Here is a 21,437-nt window from a genome sequence, read left to right on the forward strand (position 1 = left end):
CCCGCCGCCTCCGCTCGGACCAGTGACCCGCGCCGCGAGCGACGCACCCGGACTCCGCCCGCAGCCTGTGGAGGAGCCTTAAGCCTCGATGACCAGCGGAACGATCATCGGACGGCGGCGGTAACTGGTGTTCACCCAGCGGCCGACGACGCGGCGGACCGCCTGCGAGAGCGCGTGCTGATCGCTCACTCCGTTCTGCACCGCCTCCTCGAGGGCCTTCGCGATGCGCGGCTTGACCTCGTCGAACACGCGGTCGTCCTCGGCAAAGCCCTTGGCATGGATCTCGGGGCCGACCACGACCCGCCCCGTCCCGGCCTCCACCACCACGATGATCGAGATGAAGCCCTCCTCGCCGAGGATCCGCCTGTCCTTGAGGTCGGCGTCGGTGATCTCACCGACGGAGGATCCATCGACGTAGACGAAGCCGAGGTCAAGCTGTCCGACCACGGTGGCCGTGCCGTCGAGCAGGTCGATGACGGTGCCGTCCTCGGCGATGATCGTGTTTTCCTCCGCGACACCCGTGTCACGGGCCAGCTTCGCGTTCGCGACGAGGTGCCGATACTCACCGTGCACAGGTATCACGTTCCGCGGTTTGAGGATGTTGTAGCAATAGATCAGCTCGCCAGCGGCAGCGTGGCCCGAGACGTGCACCTTCGCGTTGCCCTTGTGCACCACGGTTGCACCCAACTTGGTGAGTCCATTAATGACCCGGTAGACCGCGTTCTCGTTACCCGGGATGAGACTGGAGGCGAGGATCACTGTGTCACCCTCCCCCGGCTCGATCTGGTGATCGAGATTGGCCATCCGGCTCAGCACCGCCATCGGCTCACCCTGCGACCCGGTGGACATGTAGACGATCTCGTCCTCGGGGATATCGCCCGCCTTCTTCATATCGATCAGTACCCCCTGCGGGACAGTGAGGTAGCCGAGGTCGGCGGCGATGCCCATGTTGCGAACCATCGAGCGGCCCAGGAGCGCCACCCGGCGCCCGGTGGCGTGCGCCGCGTCGAGCACCTGCTGCACCCGGTGTACGTGGCTGGAAAAGCTCGCGACGATGACCCGGCGGGTCGCCTTCGCCATCACGCTCTCGATAACCGGCCCGATGTCGCGCTCGTTCGGCGTGAATCCGGGGACGTCCGCGTTGGTCGAATCGACCAGGAACAGGTCGATGCCCTCCTCGCCGAGGCGGGCGAACGCGCGGAGGTCGGTGATCCGGTTGTCGAGCGGCAGCTGGTCCATTTTGAAGTCGCCGGTATGCAGTACCGAGCCGGCATCGGTGATGATCGCGACGGCCAGTGCGTCCGGAATCGAGTGGTTCACGGCGACGAACTCGAGCTCGAACGGGCCGAGATTCTCGACATCGCCCTCCTTCACGGCCAGCGTGTAGGGCTTGATGCGGTGCTCCTTCAGCTTCGCCTCGACGAGGGCGAGCGTGAGGGTGGAGCCGATCAGCGGGATGTCACGCTTCAGGCGCAGGAGGTAGGGAACGGCTCCTATGTGGTCCTCGTGCCCGTGCGTCAGCACCACTGCGACGATGTCGTCCAGACGGTCCTTGATCGGGCTGAAGTCCGGCAGGATCAGGTCCACGCCCGGCTGGTTCTCCTCCGGGAAGAGGACGCCACAGTCGACCACCAGGATCTTGCCGTCAATCTCGAAGATCGTCATGTTGCGGCCGATCTCGCCGAGACCCCCGAGAGGGATGATCCGCAGTGTGCCCGGCTGGAGCGGAACGGGAGTGATCACGGGACTGGGCATGCGCCCTCCTCTTCTCTGAAGATGCCGCTCCTGCGGCTCAGCGGGTGGTGCCGGCGATCTTCGGCAGGGCGCCACCGGCCGCGGCGTTGCGGTCGGGCCGGAAGTTGTGGAAGTCGACTCCCGGAATGTCGCGGACGAGGCCGAGCTCGTCCTCGATCAGCGCGGCCTCCGACTCCTCAGGGCCGACCAGCGGCAGCCGGACGCGCGGAGAGGAAATGCGGCCGAGCCCGTGCAGGATGTACTTCGCGGCGACGGTGCCCGGGACGTGCGTCATGACGGCGCGCACGAGTGGCTCAAGCTGCTGGTGGGCGCGAGTCGCGGCGTGCAGATCGCCCGAGTTCACGGCGTCAACGATGATGCGGTAGGGCGAGGCGGCGATGTTGGCGGTCACCCCGATCAATCCGGTGGCGCCGATGGCGAGCTCGGGCAGCACGTTCGCGTCGTCGCCACAGAAGTACATCAGGTCGGTCTGGTTGAGCACGCGGCTGACCTCGGAGAGATCGCCCTTCGCATCCTTCACCGCCAGGATGTTCGGGTGCTTCGCCGCGCGCAAGATCGTCTCGTAGCGGATCGGGACACCCGTGCGACCGGGAATGTCGTAGAGGATGACCGGCAGATCGGTCGCGTCGGCGATCATCCGAAAATGCGTGAGGATACCGGCCTGCGTGGGCTTGTTGTAGTACGGAGTCACGATCATGTTGCCGTCGGCGCCGGCCTTCTCACTTTGGCGGGCGAGTTGCATGGCGTGCGCGGTCTCGTTGGAGCCGCCCCCGGTGATAATTTTCGCCCGGCCCGCGGCGACCGAGCGGCCGACCTCGACGAGGCGGATCTTCTCGGGGTCGGTCAGGGTGCTGGTCTCGCCCGTGGTTCCGGTGACCACAATGCCGTCCGCGCCGGCCGCGATGCAGTCGTCGATGTGCTTCTCGACACCGGGCCAGTCGACCTCGCCGTCGGCGGTGAACGGGGTGACCAGGGCAACCAGGACCTGGCCGAAAGGATTCTCCGGATTTGACACGCTGACAGGGTAACGGTTCGGCGCGGCGGGTCCGCTGGCGGCGTTGAGCGGCGTGCGCGGGGGTGCGGTGTGCAGGATCGGGTGCGATCTGCAGGACGGGTGCGATCTGCAGGAGATGATCCGCGCGACCGGCGGCGTTTCTCCGCTCGATTGACGTCCGGCGATAGAAATCCCCTGCAGATCGGACGGTTGCGGATCGACTCGCCGGCGCCCGGGCGTCAGCCGCGGAGGTGATCGCCGCGGGAGAGTGCCGCGAGGATGTCCGCCTCGGCGGCATCCCAGTGCGTCTGCACCATCGTGGTCCGAAAGTGGTGGATGCGGTACCCGAGCCGGCCGAGCTCGATGTCGCGACGGTTGTCGTGATCCGCCTCGTGGAACGCTGCTCCGTCTACCTCGAGCACGAGAACCTCGCCGAGGAGGAAGTCGACGCGGCGAGCGCCGATCCGGACCTGCTGCCGGAACCGGATGCCCAGCCGCCGCAGCCGGAATGCCACCATCGACTCGAGCCCGCTCTCGGACTCACGGCCGGCCCAGCGCAGCAACGATCTCGTCCGCGGTGGGACTCGCTCTAGCAGCCGCCGCTTGTCGGCATCGCCGAGCAGCCGGAGTCGCAGAGCGGACTCGAGCAGGACGAAGGCGAACTCGGCACCGTGGCACCTGGCAGCGGTGACGATGCAGTCCTCGATGCTCTGCACGAGGGTGCAGGGCCGCGGGGCGGACTCGGACCAGTGCACGACGACATCCGGCGCATCGGCGAGGCGCCGGTGGTACTGCTCGCGATCACGGAGACGGGAGGCCTGATCGGACACCCCAACGTGGAGGCCGCTGAAATGCGGGACCCAGAGCCCGTGGACGGCGGCCGCATTCGCGCACGCGAGAACTCCTCCGACCCGGAAGGCCTGCTCGACACTCGGAGTGAGGCCAGGGAGTGCGTACCATCCCTTTCGCACCCGGAGGAGGGACCCCGCGATGACGGCTCGGCTCAGTTCCCGCTGTGTCGTCCCCTCGCGCAGGAACTGCTCCGTCTTGACGACACCGCCTGAGCGGAGAAGGGCTGTGCTGGAGCGACGCATGCACTGAGCGTGACGCGAGCCGCGAGTTCGCTGGCGAGGAGCTGCCCTGTCGGTGGAGAGTTCGACGAAACGGAGGCTGTGGAGGACGATCGACGGTCCGATGTGCAGGGGATGGAGGGCTCGCTGGTCGCGGCATGCGATGGAGAGCGCTCTCCGGCGAGGATCCCCTGCAAATCGCACAGGCGCCTGCAAATCGCACAGGGGCCTGCAAATCGGACGGCGGGGCTAGGGGGCGACGCGGCCGTTCGCGGTGAAGGCGGCGGCCGTGAGGGGCATGAGCTCCTCGAAGTGCGACTCCATCTGCTCGGCGGCCATCTCGATCTCGCGCTGCGGGAAGGAGGGGAACGTCGAGTCTGCACGCTTGGTGCGCAACGAGAGGAAGTTCATCAGCGAGCGGGCGTTCAGCGTGACGTACATCGAGGAGTAAATATTCAGTGGAAGGACGATGCGCGCGACCTCGCGCGCAACACCCGCGCCGAGCATCCGCTGGTACGACTCGTACGCCTGGGTGCTAACCCGGCGGGTTTCCTCCATGACGAGCTCGGTCTGCTCGGGGGTGCCGGGCACATAGTCGTAGGCGCCGGGCTTACCGATCTGGACGAGGTTGCGCTGAGGGCCGGGCACGTAGAAGACAGGGCGCAGCTCGCGATAGCGGCCTGACTCCTCGTTGTAGGAGGCAATCCGGTGCCGCATGAATTCGCGGAAGACGAAGATCGGCGCCTGGACGTAGAAGGTCATCGAGTTGTGTTCGAAGGGCGAACCGTGACGGTCGCGCATCAGGTAGTTGATCCGACCCCGGTCGCGCTTGCGCTGCTGCTCAGTGTCTGGTCCCTCGTCGTCGAGCGCGTCGGCGAGCGTCTTCTCGCCCTGCGTGGACACTCGGGCGGCGAAGAGGACGTCGGAGTCGTGGGCACTCGACCGGACCAGCTCGACGACGATGTCGGAGCGAAAAGTGGCGCTGGAGTCGGGGCTGCTGTCGGTCTGCTCAGTCACGGCTTCGAACTTAGACCATGCCCTGACCGCTCCCGCTGACTCCGGGCGTCATGGGCGTGATGGAATGCGCCTCGCGCCGTACGCTCACCGCATGGACCCTCTGACGATCGCCGCCGCACTCGCGGGGCTGGTCGCCCTCGGCACAGTCCTCGGCGCCCTGCACCGGCGCAGCGCGGGGCGGAGGGCCGCACGGCCGGCCCGGACCGACGCGGCGATCGATCCGGCCGACCTGGTCCCCGGCGCGGTCCTCGGATCCCGCGCCACGCTCGTGCAGTTCTCCACTGATTTCTGCACCCGGTGCCCCGCGGTCCGGCGGATGCTCACGGCACTCGCGGAGGAACGGCCGGGTGTTGCGCACCTTGACGTCGACCTGACCTACCGGGCCGACCTCGCCGCGCGGTTCGGCGTCCGACAGACCCCGACCCTGCTCCTGCTTGACGCGGCGGGCGTTCCGCGCAGCCGTATCGGCGGTGCGCCCGCCCGCGCTGTCGTGACCGCAGAACTCGACCGACTCCAGGAGACACGATGAGCACCCCTCCCCCGCCCGGAAGCATCGACCCGCGGGGCCCGCGCGTCGCCGCCGCCATCACCGCCGCGCCGCTCCTCGTGAGCGTCGGCCTCGGCCTCGCGGAGCCGACGGAGGCGGACCTTGGTGCGCGGATCACGCAGCCCGGCTTCCTCCTCCTGCTCCTGCTGACGCTCCTGTTCGCCTGGTCAGCGGCACGGGGAGTCGGCTCCGGCCCCTGGGCGCTGGTGTTCCGCCGCGCGATCCAGCCGCACCTGGCTCCCCCGCAGGACTGGGAGGACGCCCGTCCGCCGCGGTTCGCCCAACTGATCGGACTGATCGTCTCGGGAGCCGGCGTCCTCCTTCATCTCGCCGGCGTTCCCGGGGCGGTCCCGGTCGCCGCGGCAGTCGCCTTCCTCGCCGCCTTCCTCAACGCCACCGTCGGCCTCTGCCTCGGCTGCGAGCTCTACCTTGTCCTGGCACGGATCGGCCTCCTCGGGCGTTCGAGCGGCTCCCGGGCGTGAGGCTCTAGGCTGGATTTGCTTCGCGGGCGGCCCGCGACGGGCCTGGGGAGGCACCATGAGCGACTCATCCGCACCGCAGTCAGACCAGGAGCCGACGGAGGCGGAGGGCTCGCCCCGGCGGGCTGCGCGCCCCGCCGGGGAGCACGTGTCCGAGCCTGCGCTGTCGGAGCAGGAGACGCGGGCACCGAGGCTGCGGGTCCTGATCTCGGGCGCGAGCGGCATGATCGGCTCCGAACTCTCGAGGCAGCTGCGCGCGGAGGGGCACGAGATCCTCCGCCTGGTGCGGCACACGCCGACCGGTCCGAATGAGTTCCACTGGGCGCCCACCTCCCACATGCTCGACTTCAGCGTGCTCAACCGGGTGGACGCGGTGATCAATCTCTCGGGTGCCTCCATCAGTCGGCTCCCGTGGACGTCCTCCTACAAGCGGGAAATCCTCGATTCGCGGATGCAGGCGACCCGGACGATCACGGACGCGATGCGGATGTCGTCCGCTCCCCCGGCGGTCCTCCTCAACGCCTCCGCCGTCGGCTTCTACGGGGACCGGCCGGACGAGGACCTCACCGAGGAGTCTGCGCGTGGAGAAGGGTTCCTTGCGGACGTCGTGGACCGCTGGGAGCAGGCGGCGAGCCTCGCTCCCGAGTCGACCCGTGTGGTGACCCTGCGCACCGGCCTGGTACTCGGCGACGGAGGCGCGCTGAAGCCGCTGCTCCCTCTCACGCGCCTGGGGCTCAGCGGTCCGCTCGGCGGGGGTCACCAGTTCTGGCCGTGGATCAGCCTCTACGACGAAGCCGCGGCGATCCGCCACCTGCTGACGTCGTCCCTCTCCGGCCCGGTGAACCTGGCTGGGCCCGAGCCTGCGACGGCGAATGACGTCATGCGCACACTCGCCGGGCTGCTGCACCGCCCGTTCGCGCTGCCGGTGCCCGAGAAGGTCATCGAACTCGCACTGCGGGACGCCGGCCACGAGCTGCTTCTCTCGAGCCAGAGGCTCGTGCCGCAGCGGCTGGTCGAGGACGGTTTCAACTTCCGACACCGCACCGCCGCGCAGGCGCTGCAGTGGGTGCTCGCCTGACCTCTCAGGCCGGAGCGTCCTGCTCGAGCGCGATGGCCCGGCGGATGGCTCCGCGAGCCCGCTTGCGGTCGCCGCTCGCATCGTAGGCGAGGCCGAGACGGTACCAGGCGCGCCAGTTCTCCGGTTGCGCGTCCACCTCCTCGGCATAGCGCGGGAACAGCTCATCCGCCTCCTCCCGGAGCGGACGGCCGCTGGCGCGTGAGTCGAGGACCTCCTTCGGGAGGCCGTCCTCGCCCTCGAGACGGCGAGCAAGGCGCTCGGCACGGACGCCGAACATCAGCTCGCGGATGAGCCCCCAGACGCCAACGGCACCCAGGATGAGCAGGCCGACGCCCAAGACGATCCCGGGCGCGGTCCCCGCCGCGAAAGCGACGACGGAGTATTGCAGGCAGACGAACAGGTAGAGGGCGAGCAGGACCGCCATCAGGACGACGCCGACGCGGGTCCTCACGGAAGGCTAGTGGCGGTGGCGGCCTGACCGGAGGGCACCTGATCGGCGACGGGCTGTTCAGCGGACGGGCGCTCGGCGAGGGGTACCGCGTCGAAGGCCGCCCGCAGGTCGATCAACGCGTCGAGGCCGACGACCACGCCGGTCGTCGTGCGGACAGCGTCGAGCGCGCGCAGGACACCCTGCTCGTAGGAGGACTGGGAGAACGTGTCGTGGCGGATGGTCACGGTCTCGCCCGTGCCGCCAAAGACGACCTCCTGCCGCGCCTCCACTCCGGGCAGGCGAATGCTGTGCACCGGGACGCTCGCAACCTGCTGGCCTCGCGCCCGCTGATCGGTACGCGGCGCCTGCACAGGTCCGAGCTCGGCGCGAGCACGGAGCAGGAGCTCGGCTGTGCGCACCGCGGTGCCCGAGGGCGAATCGACCTTCCGGGCGCCGTGCGCCTCGATGATCTCCGCCGCGTCGAAGAAGCGGGCAGCGACGGTCGACAGCGCGGTGGCGACGACCGATCCCAGCGAGAAGTTGGGGATGATGACCACCCCCGCCTCCGGCTGCTCCTCGACGGTGCGCCGGAGCGCAGCAATGCGGTCGCCCGTCCAGCCGGAGGTGCCGACCAGCACCTTCTTCCCGTTGACCACGGCGAAATCGACGATTTGCTGGCTGATCGACGGCACGGTCATGTCGACGACGATCTCGGCGGCGAGCATCTCGTCCAGATCGCTCCGCGAGCCGAGCCGCGCCACAAGCGTGAACTCGTCGGACGTCTCAATGAGTGAGCAGGTGAAGGAACCGAGTCGGCCGGACGCGCCGACCACGGCGACAGAAGTAGTCACCGGTTTAGCGTAACAACGCGGCGCCGCTCAGCGTGGCGGGAGCGCGAGCCAGGACGCCCCGGGCGGATCCGCAGGGAAGCCGCTTCCCGGCGGCAGAAGGAGCGCGACGCCCTCAAGCCGCCCCTCGCACTCCGCCGCCACGAGCTCGGACGGCTCCGCAGTCAGCGTCCGCAACTCACTCCCCGCCGCCGCTCAGTACGGCTGTGCCTCTGGCAGACCGGTGCGCAGCTCGACGGGCAGATGCGACAGGTCGTTGTGCACCACGAGCACGGGCGGCTTGCGCGAGCGCACGCGGATGATCGTCAGGCCGCAGTTGGCCTGGTTCACGCCCAACCAGCGCCAGTCCGGCGCGTCGAAGACGTGGCGCACGAACCAGCCGATGACGAAGTTGTGGGTAATCAGGAGGTCGTGGCGGTCCTCGCGTGAGGGCGCGAGGAACTCCGCAACAGCATCCTGCATCTGTGCATGACCGGCCTCGATCTCGGCCGGCGTCACGCTGCCGAAGAAGGGCTCGAATGCCTTGGGCATGTCGAGAGTCGGACCGGACGGGATGCAGTCGAACAGCAGCGAGGACGGCCGCAGCGGCAGACTCGGGAGGAGCGTCTGGAAGCGCGCGGCCGTCTCCTCCGCCCGCCGCAACGGCGAATGCCACGCGCCGGTGAAGGGAACGCCGCCAAGCCGCTCCGCGATCAGCCGGGCCTGGCGTTCACCCCGCGCCGACAGCGGACCGTCGGGCAGCCCGTGCTCGGCGTCCTGCTGCTCGCCGTGACGGACGAGGTAGATGTAGTGAGACACGGAAGTCCTCCCTGCTGCGGCGCGACGGTGCGCGGTCGACGGGCGTTGACGATCCGGCCGGAGTGAATCCGATCAGACCACAGAGGAACGTGCGATCTCGGCGAACCCGGCGAAGGTCGACTCCTCGACCGCACCGACGACCGAGATCGACGACGGCCCCCTGGCCAAGTCTGCCGCCAACGCCTGGACGTCGTCCGCGCTGACGAGGGCGAGTCGCCGCAGGCTCTCGTCGAGATCGGCGAACTCACCGAAGGTCAACTCGGCACGGCCGAGGCGAGACATGCGGGTGTCCGAGTCCTCGAGCGCGAGAGCGGCGGCGCCCGAGAGCTGCCCGCGGGCACGCGTGAGTTCGTCGACGGTGACGCCGCCCTCGGCGAGTCGGCGGAACTCGCTCAGGAGCAGCTCGGCGACGGTGCCCGCCTTGGCCGGCGTGCAGGCCGCGTACAGGCCGAAGAGACCCGCGTCGGAGTACGACGGTGCGAAGGAGTAGACGGAGTAGGCGAGCCCGCGCTTCTCGCGCACCTCCTGAAACAGCCGCGACGACATGCCGCCGCCGAGGATAGAGTTCAGCACCCCCATGGTCATCCGGCGCTCGTCACCCGCCGCGAGCCCGGGGAAGCCGAGGAGCAGGTTCGCCTGCTCGGTGGGGCGCTGCACGACCGAGAGCGCGCTGCCCCGGCTGTACGAGGCGGTGCCGCCGACGCGGCGCTCGACCGGCGCCGCGGGGGTGTCGAGATCCCAGCCGTCGGAGGCGAGTACGCGCTCGAGCAGTGTGACAAGCGCCTCGTGGTCGACGGCACCGGCGACGGTGACGACGAGATCGCGCGGGCGGTAGGCGGAGCGGTAGTGCGCCCAGACCGCCTCACGCGTCGCCTCACCGATCGTCGCGGCCGTGCCGCCGATCGGGCGGCCGAGTGCGTGGTCGCCGAAGACGGCCTCGAACAGCCGCTCCCCCGCCACATCGGCCGGGTCGTCGTCGGCCATCGCAAGCTCCTCGAGGATGACCCCGCGCTCCGTCTCGAACTCGACGGGGTCGAGGAGGCTCGACGTCACCATGTCGGCGATGACCTCGACCGCCATCGGCAGGTCACGGTCCCGGATCTTGGCGTAGTAGCAGGTGTACTCCTTGGCGGTCAGAGCGTTGTGCTCGCCGCCCACCGAGTCAAAGGCGATCGCGATGTCGAGCGCCGATCGCGTCCGGGTGCCCTTGAAGAGGAGGTGCTCGAGGAAATGCGTCGAGCCGACGTTGGAGGGCACAGCTGCCTCGGTTGCGGTGGCGGGGCGACCGGCCCGCTCGTCGCGCGAGCCCGCAGCGACCCAGAAGCCGATCGTCGAACTCCGGGCACCGGGCACCGCCTCGCTGAGGATCCGAACCCCGCTCGGGAGTATGGAGCGGCGGACCAACGATCCGCCTGCGGCCCGGATAGTCGTCTCCGGCTGGTCGAGTGGGAGTGCGACACCGTGATTCATCGTGATCACCCTAGGCCAACGGCGCCCGACTGCCACGTGGTGGCGCAACCGGCTGAGCGGAGCGTCGCTGCGGCGTCCGTCCCCGGTCGTCAGCGCCGCGCGCGATCGAGCGCGGCGACGTGCCCGGCGTCGAGAGTGAGTGACACTGCGCGCATGAACGCGTCCACGTCGGCCGGCGAGCGCGGGGCCACGGTCGCCGCAGCCAGGTGCGGCCGAGCGAGTAGCCAGGCGAGCGCGACAGCGGCCGGCGCCGCCGAAAGCTCGGAGCCAATCGCGTCGAGGGCGGCGAGCATCCGCCGTCCGTGACGGCCGACATACGCCGCCGCGAGATCCCCCTCCGGCAGGCGAGCCAGTTCACGCCTCGTCCTCTCGATACCCCGGAGGAAGCCGTGCGCGAGTGGGACACTCGAGAGGAGTGAGAGGCCCTGGCCAGCGGCGACGAGGCCGAGGTCTCCCTCCGCCTCCTGCCGCTCGAGCAGGTTGTAGCGGAGTTCCACGGCGCAGAAGCGAGGCAGCCCGTGCGCGGCGAGTACTCGCGCCTCGAAGAGCTGTTCGGCCGCAAAGTCCGAGGCGACGACCGTGCGGACCAGGCCGCGGGCGAGCAGCACCTCTGCGGCGCTCAGCAGCTCGTCGAGTCGGCCCGCGCCGTCGGGTCGCACGGCGAGCACCTCCAACCGGTCCGTACGGAGGCGGCGCAGGACATCCTCAATCCGGGTCACCAGCAACTGCGGTGTGGCCGCGGCGAGCGCGGGGGCGCCGAAGCGGCCGATGAAGAGGAAACGGTCTCGGTCTCGGTGGCCAGCGAGCCAATCGCCGGCCACCGTCTCACCCGCAGCGGAGGAGGCCGAATCGGTGACGACCACACCGTTACCGCCCCAGGCGGCGAAGCGCTCGAGCAGGGCGGCGCCGTCCTCGCGGCCGACCGCGGCGACGTCGAGAATCAGGGGGAACAGGGCGTGCTCGGACTCGCCGAGCGGGCGGCGGTGCGTGTGCGCAACGACGGCGGTCTCGACCGGCCCTGTGGCGGACAGCAGGGCACCGTGGCGCAGTGCCTTCACGGCTGCACCAGACTTCACCCTCGGCACGCCACCACTCTCCCTGCGGCGGGTCGGATGCCCGCCGCGTCAGACGTTATCCGAGCGTGGGAGCCGCACCCACGACTGGTCCGAAACGGTTCATCAGATCGTTACACGAGCGCCGCATCGAGCCACAGAACGCGCCGCGAACCGGTGCGGTGGCCCCCTCCGTGTCGCACCTCCCGGCTAGATTCGGGCTCATGAAACACGTCGCCCCGACCCCGTCCGCTCCCTGGTGGACCAGCGCCGTCGTCTACCAGATCTATCCCCGCTCGTTCGCCGACTCGAATGGCGACGGCATCGGCGACCTCGGCGGCATCCGCTCGAAGCTCGACCATCTGGCCGACCTCGGTGTGGACGTGATCTGGCTCTCACCGATCTACCCGTCGCCCCAGCACGACAACGGCTACGACATCTCTGATTACCAAGACATCGACCCGCGGTTCGGCACCCTCGCCGAGTTCGACCTGCTGCTGGCAGAGGCGCATGAGCGCGGCATCCGTATCCTGATGGACCTGGTCGTCAACCACACCAGCGATGAGCACGCCTGGTTCGTCGAGTCACGCTCGTCGCGGGATGATCCAAAGCGCGACTGGTACTGGTGGCGTCGGGGGCGCGCCTCGGCCGAGCCCGGCCGGGAACTCGAGGCGGCGGCCTCCGCCGGTCTCGATGTCGCCGAGCCCAATGGCTGGCGCTCCTACTTCTCGGGTCCCGCATGGACTCTCGACCCCGCCACCGATGAGTACTTCCTCCACCTCTTCGCGGTGCAGCAGCCCGACCTCAACTGGGAGAACCCCGAGGTCAGGCACGCGGTGCACGAGATGATGACCTGGTGGCTCGACCGCGGGGTCGACGGGTTCCGGATGGACGTGATTAACCTGGTCTCGAAGGACGTCGAGGCGATTGACAGCGAGGCGGGTGGCGCGGGCATCCTCGACGGGGTGGGCCCTCGGTTGCACGAGTTCCTCCGCGAGATGAACGAAGCCGTGTTCGCCGGTCGTGAGGGCGCCTTCCTCACCGTGGGCGAGATGCCCGGTGTCACACTGGAGGAGGCGATGCTGGTCACCGATCCCGAGCGGCGCGAACTCGACATGGTCTTCCAGTTCGAGCACGTCGGGATCGACCACGGCGTCGATAAGTTCCATCCTGTGCCGCTCGATCTCATCGCTCTGAAGGCGAATCTTGCGCGCTGGCAAGACGGCCTCGCCGAGCGCGGCTGGAACAGCCTGTACCTCGGCAACCACGACCAGCCTCGGCTCGTCTCGCGCTTCGGCGACGACGGCGCCTACCGCTACGAATCCGCAACGCTGTGGGCGACGCTCCTGCACCTGCAGCGTGGCACGCCCTACATCTACCAGGGCGACGAGATCGGGATGACGAACGTCCCCTTCGCCGGGATCGACGACTTCCGAGACGTGGAGTCGCTCAACTACTGGGCGGAGGCGGTCGGCGAGCGCGGAGAGGACGCCGCCACGGTGCTCGCCGGGCTGCGTGCGCAGAGCCGCGACAACGCGAGGACCCCCGTCCAGTGGGACGACTCCGCGCACGCGGGCTTCACCACCGGTGAGCCGTGGATCGCGGTGAACCCGAACGCGGCCGAAGTGAACGTCGCCGCTGATCGCGCCGCCGAGCGGTCGGTGTTCGAGTACTACCGGGCCCTCATCACGCTCCGCCACGAGGACGAGACCGTGCAGTTGGGCCGCTTTACCCTGCTCGAACCCAAGCATCCGACGCTGTTCGCCTTCACCCGCAGCGGAGCGGATGAGTTGCTGGTCGTCGGCAACGTCTCTGGTGATCCGCTCGAGGTGCCGCTACTCGACGAGTGGGCCGGAGCCGAAACGGTGCTGGGCAACCTGCCCGGCGGCTCCGGGGCCATCCTGGCGCCGTGGGAGGCGCGCATCCTGCGCCGCTGAAAGCGCCCGCCGAGGGGGCCGGCACCGTCGGGTCCGGCGCTCTCGGCGGGCGGATCTTCCGTCGAACGACGTTAGGCCGAGACGCGGTCGAGCTGGGCTATTTCACTGCGAGTGAGTGGCAACGCGGCGGCTGTGAACAGCGGCTCCAACTCGGCCGCACTCCGCGCTCGGACGATCGCGGCCGATACCTCCTGATGCGAGAGCACCCAGGCGAGTGCTACGGTCGCCGGCTCGGCACCGTGCGTCTCGGCAATCTCATCGAGGGCGGCGAGCACACGGGAGCCGTGCCGTCCGATGTAGTTCAGACCCGCCTCGAACATGGCCGACTCCGGCTCATCCGTGCGGCTGCGCAGCATGCCCGTCAGGTATCCACTCGCAAGCGGGAGGCGAGCGAGCGTCCCCAGCTCGAGACGCACCACCTCGGGAGCAACGTCGGCCTCGTAGTCTCTGCGCTCCATCAGGCTGTACTCGGCGACCACCGCGGACAGCGGCGGCAGCGCGAAAGCGGTCGCCGCATCCTGTGCAGCAGCGAGGGCGGCGCCGCTGAAGTGCGCCGCTCCGAGCGCGCCCACGCTGCCGTCGGCGAGGAACGGCACGACGGCCGCGAGGCTCTCGGCGATTGGTACCTCCGGGTCCTCGCTGTCGAAGGACAGCAGGTCGATTCGAGTGCCGAGCCGCTCCAGACTCGCCTCGATCGCGATCCGCACATCCTCCGGGTCGAGCCCCGGCGCATCCGGGTGGCGACCGACCTTCGTGGCCACCAGCATCCGCTCGCGCAGCCCGCTCGACTCGAGCCAGCGGCCGATCATATATTCGCTTCGTCCCGTGGCATAGTGGTCGGCCGTCGAGATCAGCGTGCCGCCGAGGCGGCCGAAAGCGTCGAGCACCTCCGCGGTGTCGTCGATGCCGGTGGCCCAGCCGAAGACCGAGCCGTCGAGGGCGAGCGGATGCACGGAGAGACCGGTCCGGCCGAGTGTGCGCGAGAGAGGGAGCGTCTCCGGCTCGGTGGCCAGGGGCGTCGGGTCGGTCACGGAGTCCTCCGGTCAGGGCGGTGCGGCGGCACGGTCTCGCTACCGTATCCCATGCCCGCCGAAACAACGCGACGCCCGCCCCACCGGAGTGGGACGGGCGTCACAGTCGTGCGGAAGGGATCAGCCTTCGACAGGGACCTCGACGGGAGTCTCGTCGGCGACGACGGGCGCAAGGGACAGCTTGCCACGATCATCGATCTTGGTGATCTGAACGAGCAGCTTCTGGCCGACTCCGAGGACGTCCTCGACGTTCTCAACGCGCTTGCCGCCGGCGAGCTTGCGAACCTCGCTGATGTGCAGCAGTCCGTCCTTGCCCGGGAGCAGCGAGACGAACGCGCCGAAGGTCGCGATCTTGACGACGGTTCCGAGGAACTGCTCGCCGATCTCGGGGTTGGTCGGGTTCGCGATGGCGTTGACCTGTGCGCGAGCGGCCTCCGCCGACGGACCATCGACGGCACCGATGTAGACGGTGCCATCCTCCTCAATGGAGATGTCGGCGCCGGTCTCGTCCTGAATCGCGTTGATCGTCTTGCCCTTGGGGCCGATCAGCTCACCGATCTTGTCGACGGGGATCTGCACCGAGATCACGCGCGGCGCGGTCGGGGCCATCTCGTCGGGCTGGTCGATGGCCGCCGTGAGCACCGCGAGGATCGTGGTGCGGGCATCCTTCGCCTGCTTGAGCGCGGCGTCGAGGACCGACGACGGGATGCCGTCGAGCTTCGTGTCGAGCTGGATGGCCGTGACGAACTCGGACGTACCGGCGACCTTGAAGTCCATATCGCCGAGCGCATCCTCGGCGCCCAGGATGTCGGTCAGCGCCGCGTAGCGGGTCTGACCGTCGACGACATCGGACACCAGGCCCATTGCGATGCCCGCGACAGGGGCGCGCAGCGGCACACCCGCGTTGAGCAGCGACAGGGTCGAGGCGCAGACGGAGCCCATCGAGGTCGAGCCGTTGGAGCTGAGAGCCTCGGAGACCTGGCGGATTGCGTAGGGGAACTCCTCGCGGGTCGGCAGCACCGGCACGAGGGCGCGCTCGGCGAGGAAGCCGTGCCCGATCTCGCGACGCTTCGGCGACCCGACGCGGCCGGTTTCACCGGTCGAGTAGGGCGGGAAGTTGTAGTGGTGCAGGTAGCGCTTCTTGGTGACGGGCGACAGCGAGTCGATCTGCTGCTCCATCTTGAGCATGTTCAGCGTGGTGACGCCCAGGATCTGGGTCTCGCCGCGCTGGAAAATCGCCGAGCCGTGGACGCGCGGGATGACCTGCACCTCGGCGTCGAGCGGACGGATGTCCGCGAGGCCGCGACCGTCAATGCGCACACCATCGCGGAGGATGCGGCCGCGAACGACCACCTTCGTGACGGACTTGTACGCCGCGCCGACCTGGTTGTAGGCCTCGGCGGACAGCTGACCGGACGCAATGCGCTCGGCGATCTGCTCTTTAACGCGCGCCTTGAGGGCGTCGTCCGCATCCTGCCGCTCGACCTTGTCGGCGATCTGGTAGACCCGGACGAGTTCGTCGTAGCTGAACTCGGCGACGCTGTCGTAGGTCTCCTGCGCGTAGGGCAGGAACACGGGGTAGTCCTTGACCGGCTTCGCGGTGTCGGCCGCAAGCTTCGCCTGCGCCTCGACGAGCAAGCGGAGGAAGGGCTTGGCGGCCTCGAGGCCCTCGGCGACGACGTCCTCGCTGGGCTTGGTCGCACCCGCCTTGATGAGGTTCCAGGAGGACTCGGTGGCCTCGGCCTCGACCATCATGATCGCAACGTCGGAGGAGCCGTCCTCGTTGGTGACGACGCGGCCCGCGACGGTGAGATCGAAGACGGCGTTCTCGAGCTGCGAGGCCTTGGGGAAGGCGACCCACTGGTCGTTGCCGGAGCCGTCGGACATCAGCGCGAGGCGAACGCCGGCGACGGGGCCGGAGAAGGGCAGACCCGAAATCTGGGTCGAGGCGCTCGCGGCGTTGATTGCGAGGGCGTCGTAGAACTCGTCGGGCGCGATGCTGAGGACCGTGATGACGATCTGAACCTCGTTGCGCAGGCCCTCGACGAACGACGGGCGCAAAGGCCGGTCGATCAGACGGCAGACCAGGATCGCCTCGGTGGAGGGGCGGCCCTCGCGGCGGAAGAACGAACCGGGGATCTTGCCGGCGGCGTAGGAGCGCTCCTCGACGTCGACGGTCAGCGGGAAGAAGTCGAAGTTGTCCTTCGGGTTCTTTGACGCCGACGTCGCCGAGAGGAGCATGGTGTCCTCGTCGAGGTACGCGGCGACCGCTCCCTGAGCCTGCTGCGCGAGGCGGCCGGTCTCGAAGCGGACCGTGCGGGTGCCGTATGAGCCGTTATCGAGAACGGCTTCGGCGAATGTGATTTCAGGACCTTCCAAGAGGTCTGTCTCCTTCAACGTCTGCGGCGACGCCCCTTCTGGGCGCCGGCGTTCGTCGGAGCAGAGGTCTGGTCAGGAATCGACACGATCCGACGGCAAGGCTTCTCGCCGTGCCGTCGTGTGGAGGGCGTTCGTGCTGGCCACCAGTAGAAAAGCTCCGGGCTGTCATGTGTCGCTGACCGGGACTCCACCACCGAGGACCAGCTTCCTGCCAGCCTGCTCCGTGGTTCGAATCCGGTGTCGACCGGCGGTCGCTTTCGGATTCGGAACCGTCTGATGCTATCAGCAGCGGCGCGGTTCCTCCAGGAATCCGCGCGGTACGGCGATCCGCACCGGGTCAGCCGCGGGTCTCGTGCATCAGGAGGTGGACGCGGAGTCCGCCCCTGGCCTTCACGATCCGGGCGGGGATGCGCGGCGACGCTCCCGCCTCCGACAGCCGGGCCAGCGCTGCGTCGACGACGTTCTCGAGGCCGCGCGGCACGAACCCGACCAGGGCCGACGGACGCTGTGCGGCGAACAGGCGCACCGGCATCGGTGCGTCGACCCGGTCCTCCTCCGGGGTGCGGCGCGGAATCACCGCACTGACGTCCCCGTCGCCGAGGGCGAGGACCCGAGTGAGTTCGTCCTGGTGCGGGCGGGAGTCGGCAAGGCCGAGCAGAGTCTCGCCGCGTCGCTTCGGGCGCAGCTCGTAGTCGTAGTCGTCCAGCGTGCCTGAGCCGCGATCGTCGGAAGGCAAGGGGTTCGCGTCGCGGCGGCCAAACGGGAAAAGCTTCATTTCTCCATTGTGGGGCGCCTGCACAGGAGTACCGAGCGAGGCGCCTGCGCCGGAGTACCGACGCCCTGCAAGCGGAGATGACAGCTCATCCAGCGTCGTGGTCCGCGACCCTCTCCGCCCAGGACGCGTCGCCGGAGTGCTCGAGCGGGTCTAGCCTCCGAGCAGGAGGTAGCGCGGTGGGCGGTCGAGGCGTGACGCTTCTCCTGGCGGCAGGCGTGCTGATCGCCGCGGCAGCGATGGCCGTCCACGGCGCACTGCTCCCCGCGGCTGTCCCCACCGACGCGCCCGCCCAGTGCGTCGACGCCCGCGAGCTGCTCGCCTCGTCCTCTGCTTTCGAGGGTGGAGCGGGAGTGCCGGCCGGCCACCTCGTCGCGTGCGTGGACGAGGACCACCGCCGGCTGACACTGCACAACCGCACGCCCGTTGTCTGGAGCCTTGGCGACGCGTCGGTGCGCGGAGTGGCGAGCGGGACAGACGGAGTGACGGGGCTGCTCAGTCTGCACGCGTCGCAGTCGTCGTCTGGCCTGCTTCTTGCTCCCGGATCGTCCGCGTCAGTCTCGGCCGGTGACGGGCGGATCACGCCGCGTCCAGACGAGGCGTCGACCCGCATCCAGCTCGCCCTCACCGCGGTCGTGGCGGCGCAGGACCAGGTGATCGGCTCCTCCGCAGGGCCGGACAGCGTCATCCGGGGTGCCGCCCTGACCTGCGCAGTCGCCGTCGCGGAGTCGGGGACGGGCTGGGAGGTGACCTCACCCTCCGCTCTTGGTGCCGCCGCGGCCGATCCGGTGTGCAGCCGCGACTGGGCCCGCGCGCAGCGCAGCGCCGCCGCGTGGCGGATCGCCCTACCCGGATTGGTCGACGCCCTGACGGCGCCGGGCCGTCAGGAGGCGGACGCCGCGCGGGAACGTGCTGCAGCCGACTGGTTCGCGGCCTCGACGGGATTCTCGTGGGGCGGCGTCCAACGGCCGGCGCCGCTGCCGTGACGACCCCGCGAACACAGAACGGGCCGCCCTCCCGAGGGAGGACGGCCCGTCCGGCAAGAAGTTCGCGGTGTCATCGAGACCCCGCGCTCGCTCCGTGAGGAACTAGCGGCGGAGACCGAGACGCTCGATCAGCGAGCGGTAGCGGTTGATGTCCACATCCGACAGGTAGCCGAGGAGTCGACGACGCTGACCCACGAGCAGCAGCAGCCCACGACGCGAGTGATGGTCGTGCTTGTGCTCCTTGAGGTGCTCGGTGAGGTCCTTGATCCGCTTGGTCAGGACGGCCACCTGCACTTCGGGGGATCCAGTGTCACCCGGGTGGGTCGCGTACTCTTCGATGATCGCCTTCTTGACATCTGCTTCGAGTGCCATAGGTGGGATCCCCTCTCTCTCGTTGCGCGGTGCCCGGCGCCTGATGCGTGGGCTCTCTTCATCCGCGGCCGTCAAACGGCAACTGGACGAGCCTACCAGAGCAGCGCCAGGAGCCGGTGTTGCCAGGAGTTGGTGTTGTCAGGAGTTGGTGTTGTCAGGAGCCGATGGCCCGGTTCCAGAGCACGACCAGCCACGGGGAGACGAGCAGTTCCCAGTAGATGAGCACGACCGCGTTGAGCACGACACCGATCCAGCCTGCGATAGGCGGGCGCCCCTCGCGGCGGCGCGCCTGGATCGAGGAGATGGCGAGCAGGATCCCAGCGAGCAGGATCGCGTGCACGAACGCGGTGTATAGGACACCCACGATGAGATCGCTGACGGCCTTATTGCCGGGGTAAGCCCCCAGGGAAATAAGGGCGTACCAGACGAAGAACGAGAGCGGGACGGCGAACAGCGCGAGCGCGATTGACAGGACGGCCGGTCCGTATCGTCGCCAACCGCCGTGCTCGCTCGCGGCGGGGTTGCGGGAGGAGCGCCGACCACCGGGGACGACCGCGGCACGGCGTGCGCCTGCCCGAGCGGCGGCGCGCATCGTGCGTCGCAAAGGGGCGGCCCCGGCTACTGACGGGGCAGGAGGCTCCTCACGCACGGGCGCTTCGTCGGATGACGTGCTCATGCTCCCCACCCTAGGGGATGCCTCCTGGGGTGCCGATCGGCTCCCTCCCGCCTGGCGCGCGGCACTCAGGAGAATGGGCAGAGTGAGCCAGACCCCGCGCGCCCCGAAGCGCAGCCACGTCCTCGACGTTTCTCCCCTCCGCGAATCCCCCGCCTTTGCTCGGCTCCGGGCGGGCAACGTGATCTCGGGGATCGGCGGCCAGATGACGATCGTCGCCGTCGGCCCTGCATGTCTATGAGCTCACCGGATCGACCCTCACGGTGGCGATGGTCGGCGTGGGTCGCCCTCGTGCCGACGGTGCTCGCCGGACTGTACGGCGGGATGCTCGCCGACGCCGTCGACCGACGGTTGGTGCTGTTGCTCGCTGCCGTTGTCGCCTGGGCTCGACCGCGGGCATCGCCTCGCTCGCCTGGCTCGGCACCGAGACTCCGCTCTCGCTCTCCCTGTTGACCGCGACGAACGCGGTGGAACCCGGGACTGATCGCCCTCGCGGCTGTGACTCTGGCGGGAGCCGGAGCGGCCGATAACGTGAGTTCGATCTTCCGGCAGACGATGCTCCAGACCAGACGATGCTCCAGACCGCTGTGCCCGACAACATGCGCGGACGGCTCCAGGGCGTCTTCATCGTCGTGGTGACCGGCGGGCCGCGGATCGGCGACCTCTACACCGGCCTCCTCGCGTCGCTCGCGCTACTCTGGCTGCCACCGCTGGCGGGCGGGCTGGCGATCATCGCCGCGGTACTGCGGCTGCGACCGGGCTTCCGCGCCTACGACGCGCCGCATCCGACGGCCTGACCGAGCCGCTGTTCAGTGGATCGTCGGCCTGGCGACGCAGATCAGTCGCCCGAGGCCGCGTCCGCTCCACCGCCGTCGGTGAGTTGCTCGTCCGAGATGGCTCCGCTGTCGTCGTCGCGGCCCTTCACCCGCACCGGACGGTAGACGTGGAACCCGTCGTCGTCGGGCTCACGCTCCCAGACGACCTCGACCTCCTCGCCGTCGATATCGGCCACCCGGGTGAAGGAGCGCTGCGGGGAGCCATCGATGAGCTCGAGGCGAATGCTTTCCTGCTCCGCTCCGCTGTCCAGGATGGCAGTGTAGGTCGAATTCGTGTCCATCCCTCGACGCTAGACAGGGGCCTAGAGGCGTCGCCACCCCTTGCGGCCCGCCGCGGTCCGCGTAGCGTCGAGGACATGACTGAGACCGAGATCGCTCCCGCCGACTCCAACGACCGCGCGCAGATCACCGAACTCGTGAAGAGCGCGAAGATCGGGCTGCTCACCACCGTCAACGCGACAGGCCAGCTCGTCAGCCGTCCGCTCGCCGCCCAAAACATCGATTTCGACGGCGAGCTCTGGTTCTTCACGCAGGACCCCTCTCCCAAAGTCGACGACATCCGCGCGACCCCGAGCGTGAACGTGGCGTTCGAGTCGAAGAAGGGCTACCTCTCAGTCGCGGGATCGGCAACAGTCGTGCACGATCGCGCAAAAGTGAACGAGCTGTGGTCGCCAGCCGTCGCGGGCTGGTTCCCCGACGGCAAGGACGACCCGAGCGTCGCGCTGATCCGCGTCGACGCCGAAACCGTCGAGCTGTGGGCGACGAACGAGCCACGCCCGGTCGTGCTCTTCAAGGTCCTCAAGGCGGCGGTCACCGGCGGACAGCCCACCATAGGCGAGAACCGCACCGTCTCCTTCGACTGACCCGCCCCCTCCCCCTCCGCGAGACGCCTCTTGAGTGCGCCCGGGGTGTC

24 protein-coding genes are annotated in these 21,437 nt (G+C 69.1%); 9 read left to right on the top strand and 15 right to left on the bottom strand.

The window, feature by feature from the left end; all coding sequences use genetic code 11:
- Positions 1–78: 78 nt before the first annotated feature.
- The 4 genes from HRF29_RS12945 to thyX form a co-directional block, all read right to left on the bottom strand.
- Entirely contained in the window at positions 79–1,755 is a 1,677-nt protein-coding gene (locus tag HRF29_RS12945; protein WP_173249257.1) for a ribonuclease J, read from the bottom strand.
- A gap of 37 nt (positions 1,756–1,792) precedes the next feature.
- On the bottom strand, positions 1,793–2,770 hold the full coding sequence (dapA, locus tag HRF29_RS12950) for a 4-hydroxy-tetrahydrodipicolinate synthase (protein WP_173249258.1): 978 nt from the start codon (positions 2,768–2,770) through the stop codon (positions 1,793–1,795).
- 218 nt (positions 2,771–2,988) lie between these two features.
- A complete protein-coding gene (locus HRF29_RS12955; protein ID WP_173249259.1) occupies positions 2,989–3,843 on the bottom strand; it encodes a DUF559 domain-containing protein in 855 nt (284 codons plus the stop codon).
- 225 nt (positions 3,844–4,068) lie between these two features.
- Positions 4,069–4,836, bottom strand: a complete 768-nt coding sequence (gene thyX, locus HRF29_RS12960) for an FAD-dependent thymidylate synthase (protein ID WP_173249260.1) — start codon at positions 4,834–4,836, stop codon at positions 4,069–4,071.
- Between the two features lie 91 nt (positions 4,837–4,927).
- On the opposite strand from thyX, the gene HRF29_RS12965 reads away from it, so the two are divergent.
- Genes HRF29_RS12965 through HRF29_RS12975 form a run of 3 tightly spaced genes read left to right on the top strand, consistent with a single transcriptional unit; the run spans position 4,928 to position 6,940 of the window.
- Positions 4,928–5,365, top strand: coding sequence for a thioredoxin family protein (locus HRF29_RS12965; RefSeq protein ID WP_173249261.1), 438 nt, complete (start codon positions 4,928–4,930; stop codon positions 5,363–5,365).
- The gene (locus tag HRF29_RS12970; protein WP_173249262.1) at positions 5,362–5,865 is read left to right on the top strand and encodes a DUF4395 domain-containing protein; all 504 of its coding nucleotides are present in this window, start codon (positions 5,362–5,364) and stop codon (positions 5,863–5,865) included. The genes HRF29_RS12965 and HRF29_RS12970 overlap by 4 nt, the downstream gene beginning before the upstream one ends.
- A gap of 55 nt (positions 5,866–5,920) precedes the next feature.
- On the top strand, positions 5,921–6,940 hold the full coding sequence (locus HRF29_RS12975) for a TIGR01777 family oxidoreductase (protein WP_173249263.1): 1,020 nt from the start codon (positions 5,921–5,923) through the stop codon (positions 6,938–6,940).
- Positions 6,941–6,944: 4 nt separating this feature from the next.
- On the opposite strand, the gene HRF29_RS12980 is transcribed toward HRF29_RS12975, so the two are convergent.
- From HRF29_RS12980 to HRF29_RS13000, 5 genes are all read right to left on the bottom strand, one after another.
- On the bottom strand, positions 6,945–7,391 hold the full coding sequence (locus HRF29_RS12980; protein WP_173249264.1) for a tetratricopeptide repeat protein: 447 nt from the start codon (positions 7,389–7,391) through the stop codon (positions 6,945–6,947).
- The gene (gene dapB, locus HRF29_RS12985) at positions 7,388–8,221 is read right to left on the bottom strand and encodes a 4-hydroxy-tetrahydrodipicolinate reductase (RefSeq protein ID WP_173249265.1); all 834 of its coding nucleotides are present in this window, start codon (positions 8,219–8,221) and stop codon (positions 7,388–7,390) included. The genes HRF29_RS12980 and dapB overlap by 4 nt, the downstream gene beginning before the upstream one ends.
- Positions 8,222–8,413: 192 nt before the next feature.
- Positions 8,414–9,016, bottom strand: coding sequence for a histidine phosphatase family protein (locus HRF29_RS12990; RefSeq protein ID WP_173249266.1), 603 nt, complete (start codon positions 9,014–9,016; stop codon positions 8,414–8,416).
- 72 nt (positions 9,017–9,088) lie between these two features.
- Positions 9,089–10,486: a M16 family metallopeptidase gene (locus HRF29_RS12995; protein ID WP_173249267.1), complete on the bottom strand. Its 1,398-nt coding sequence runs from the start codon at positions 10,484–10,486 to the stop codon at positions 9,089–9,091.
- 89 nt (positions 10,487–10,575) lie between these two features.
- Entirely contained in the window at positions 10,576–11,571 is a 996-nt protein-coding gene (locus HRF29_RS13000; RefSeq protein WP_173249268.1) for an aldo/keto reductase, read from the bottom strand.
- A 191-nt stretch (positions 11,572–11,762) separates the two neighbouring features.
- On the opposite strand from HRF29_RS13000, the gene HRF29_RS13005 reads away from it, so the two are divergent.
- The gene (locus HRF29_RS13005; protein ID WP_173249269.1) at positions 11,763–13,475 is read left to right on the top strand and encodes a glycoside hydrolase family 13 protein; all 1,713 of its coding nucleotides are present in this window, start codon (positions 11,763–11,765) and stop codon (positions 13,473–13,475) included.
- Positions 13,476–13,546: 71 nt separating this feature from the next.
- On the opposite strand, the gene HRF29_RS13010 is transcribed toward HRF29_RS13005, so the two are convergent.
- The 3 genes from HRF29_RS13010 to HRF29_RS13020 all read right to left on the bottom strand — a co-directional run bounded on the left by HRF29_RS13010 (position 13,547) and on the right by HRF29_RS13020 (position 17,660).
- A complete protein-coding gene (locus HRF29_RS13010; protein ID WP_173249270.1) occupies positions 13,547–14,506 on the bottom strand; it encodes an aldo/keto reductase in 960 nt (319 codons plus the stop codon).
- 120 nt (positions 14,507–14,626) lie between these two features.
- Positions 14,627–16,885 carry a polyribonucleotide nucleotidyltransferase gene (locus HRF29_RS13015; protein ID WP_173249271.1) on the bottom strand — a complete coding sequence of 753 codons (2,259 nt, stop codon included), beginning with the start codon at positions 16,883–16,885 and terminating at the stop codon, positions 14,627–14,629.
- Positions 16,886–17,222: 337 nt separating this feature from the next.
- Entirely contained in the window at positions 17,223–17,660 is a 438-nt protein-coding gene (locus HRF29_RS13020; RefSeq protein WP_173249272.1) for a hypothetical protein, read from the bottom strand.
- A 191-nt stretch (positions 17,661–17,851) separates the two neighbouring features.
- On the opposite strand from HRF29_RS13020, the gene HRF29_RS13025 reads away from it, so the two are divergent.
- Positions 17,852–18,643, top strand: a complete 792-nt coding sequence (locus tag HRF29_RS13025; protein WP_173249273.1) for a hypothetical protein — start codon at positions 17,852–17,854, stop codon at positions 18,641–18,643.
- A 102-nt stretch (positions 18,644–18,745) separates the two neighbouring features.
- On the opposite strand, the gene rpsO is transcribed toward HRF29_RS13025, so the two are convergent.
- Both rpsO and HRF29_RS13035 read right to left on the bottom strand, forming a co-directional pair.
- Positions 18,746–19,015: a 30S ribosomal protein S15 gene (rpsO, locus tag HRF29_RS13030; protein ID WP_068252328.1), complete on the bottom strand. Its 270-nt coding sequence runs from the start codon at positions 19,013–19,015 to the stop codon at positions 18,746–18,748.
- A 154-nt stretch (positions 19,016–19,169) separates the two neighbouring features.
- Positions 19,170–19,691, bottom strand: a complete 522-nt coding sequence (locus tag HRF29_RS13035) for a hypothetical protein (RefSeq protein WP_173249274.1) — start codon at positions 19,689–19,691, stop codon at positions 19,170–19,172.
- Between the two features lie 82 nt (positions 19,692–19,773).
- Between HRF29_RS13035 and HRF29_RS15390 the strand changes: the two genes are divergently transcribed.
- The 3 genes from HRF29_RS15390 to HRF29_RS15395 are packed head-to-tail and all read left to right on the top strand — an operon-like array spanning position 19,774 to position 20,485.
- Entirely contained in the window at positions 19,774–19,929 is a 156-nt protein-coding gene (locus HRF29_RS15390) for a hypothetical protein (protein ID WP_173249275.1), read from the top strand.
- Between the two features lie 28 nt (positions 19,930–19,957).
- Positions 19,958–20,218 carry a hypothetical protein gene (locus HRF29_RS15555; protein ID WP_173249276.1) on the top strand — a complete coding sequence of 87 codons (261 nt, stop codon included), beginning with the start codon at positions 19,958–19,960 and terminating at the stop codon, positions 20,216–20,218.
- A gap of 42 nt (positions 20,219–20,260) precedes the next feature.
- Complete coding sequence (locus HRF29_RS15395) at positions 20,261–20,485, top strand: hypothetical protein (protein WP_173249277.1); 225 nt, start codon at positions 20,261–20,263, stop codon at positions 20,483–20,485.
- A gap of 41 nt (positions 20,486–20,526) precedes the next feature.
- On the opposite strand, the gene HRF29_RS13055 is transcribed toward HRF29_RS15395, so the two are convergent.
- Entirely contained in the window at positions 20,527–20,805 is a 279-nt protein-coding gene (locus HRF29_RS13055) for a hypothetical protein (RefSeq protein WP_173249278.1), read from the bottom strand.
- 75 nt (positions 20,806–20,880) lie between these two features.
- Between HRF29_RS13055 and HRF29_RS13060 the strand changes: the two genes are divergently transcribed.
- A complete protein-coding gene (locus tag HRF29_RS13060) occupies positions 20,881–21,387 on the top strand; it encodes a pyridoxamine 5'-phosphate oxidase family protein (protein ID WP_173249279.1) in 507 nt (168 codons plus the stop codon).
- Positions 21,388–21,437: the final 50 nt, after the last annotated feature.

Origin of the sequence: Rathayibacter agropyri, assembly GCF_013249015.1 — a bacterium.
GTDB lineage: Bacteria > Actinomycetota > Actinomycetes > Actinomycetales > Microbacteriaceae > Rathayibacter > Rathayibacter agropyri.

What these genes read in the sequence shown, in the direction of transcription:
- HRF29_RS15395 (WP_173249277.1), top strand. Translation starts at nt 20,261, where the DNA reads ATGCTCCAGACCGCTGTGCCCGACAACATGCGCGGACGGCTCCAGGGC.
- HRF29_RS13060 (WP_173249279.1), top strand. Translation starts at nt 20,881, where the DNA reads ATGACTGAGACCGAGATCGCTCCCGCCGACTCCAACGACCGCGCGCAG.
- HRF29_RS13035 (WP_173249274.1), bottom strand. Translation starts at nt 19,691, where the DNA reads ATGAGCACGTCATCCGACGAAGCGCCCGTGCGTGAGGAGCCTCCTGCC.
- HRF29_RS13020 (WP_173249272.1), bottom strand. Translation starts at nt 17,660, where the DNA reads ATGAAGCTTTTCCCGTTTGGCCGCCGCGACGCGAACCCCTTGCCTTCC.
- HRF29_RS12965 (WP_173249261.1), top strand. Translation starts at nt 4,928, where the DNA reads ATGGACCCTCTGACGATCGCCGCCGCACTCGCGGGGCTGGTCGCCCTC.
- HRF29_RS12970 (WP_173249262.1), top strand. Translation starts at nt 5,362, where the DNA reads ATGAGCACCCCTCCCCCGCCCGGAAGCATCGACCCGCGGGGCCCGCGC.
- HRF29_RS12955 (WP_173249259.1), bottom strand. Translation starts at nt 3,843, where the DNA reads ATGCGTCGCTCCAGCACAGCCCTTCTCCGCTCAGGCGGTGTCGTCAAG.
- HRF29_RS13005 (WP_173249269.1), top strand. Translation starts at nt 11,763, where the DNA reads ATGAAACACGTCGCCCCGACCCCGTCCGCTCCCTGGTGGACCAGCGCC.
- HRF29_RS12975 (WP_173249263.1), top strand. Translation starts at nt 5,921, where the DNA reads ATGAGCGACTCATCCGCACCGCAGTCAGACCAGGAGCCGACGGAGGCG.
- HRF29_RS13055 (WP_173249278.1), bottom strand. Translation starts at nt 20,805, where the DNA reads ATGGACACGAATTCGACCTACACTGCCATCCTGGACAGCGGAGCGGAG.
- HRF29_RS12995 (WP_173249267.1), bottom strand. Translation starts at nt 10,486, where the DNA reads ATGAATCACGGTGTCGCACTCCCACTCGACCAGCCGGAGACGACTATC.
- HRF29_RS15555 (WP_173249276.1), top strand. Translation starts at nt 19,958, where the DNA reads ATGGTCGGCGTGGGTCGCCCTCGTGCCGACGGTGCTCGCCGGACTGTA.
- rpsO (WP_068252328.1), bottom strand. Translation starts at nt 19,015, where the DNA reads ATGGCACTCGAAGCAGATGTCAAGAAGGCGATCATCGAAGAGTACGCG.
- HRF29_RS12945 (WP_173249257.1), bottom strand. Translation starts at nt 1,755, where the DNA reads ATGCCCAGTCCCGTGATCACTCCCGTTCCGCTCCAGCCGGGCACACTG.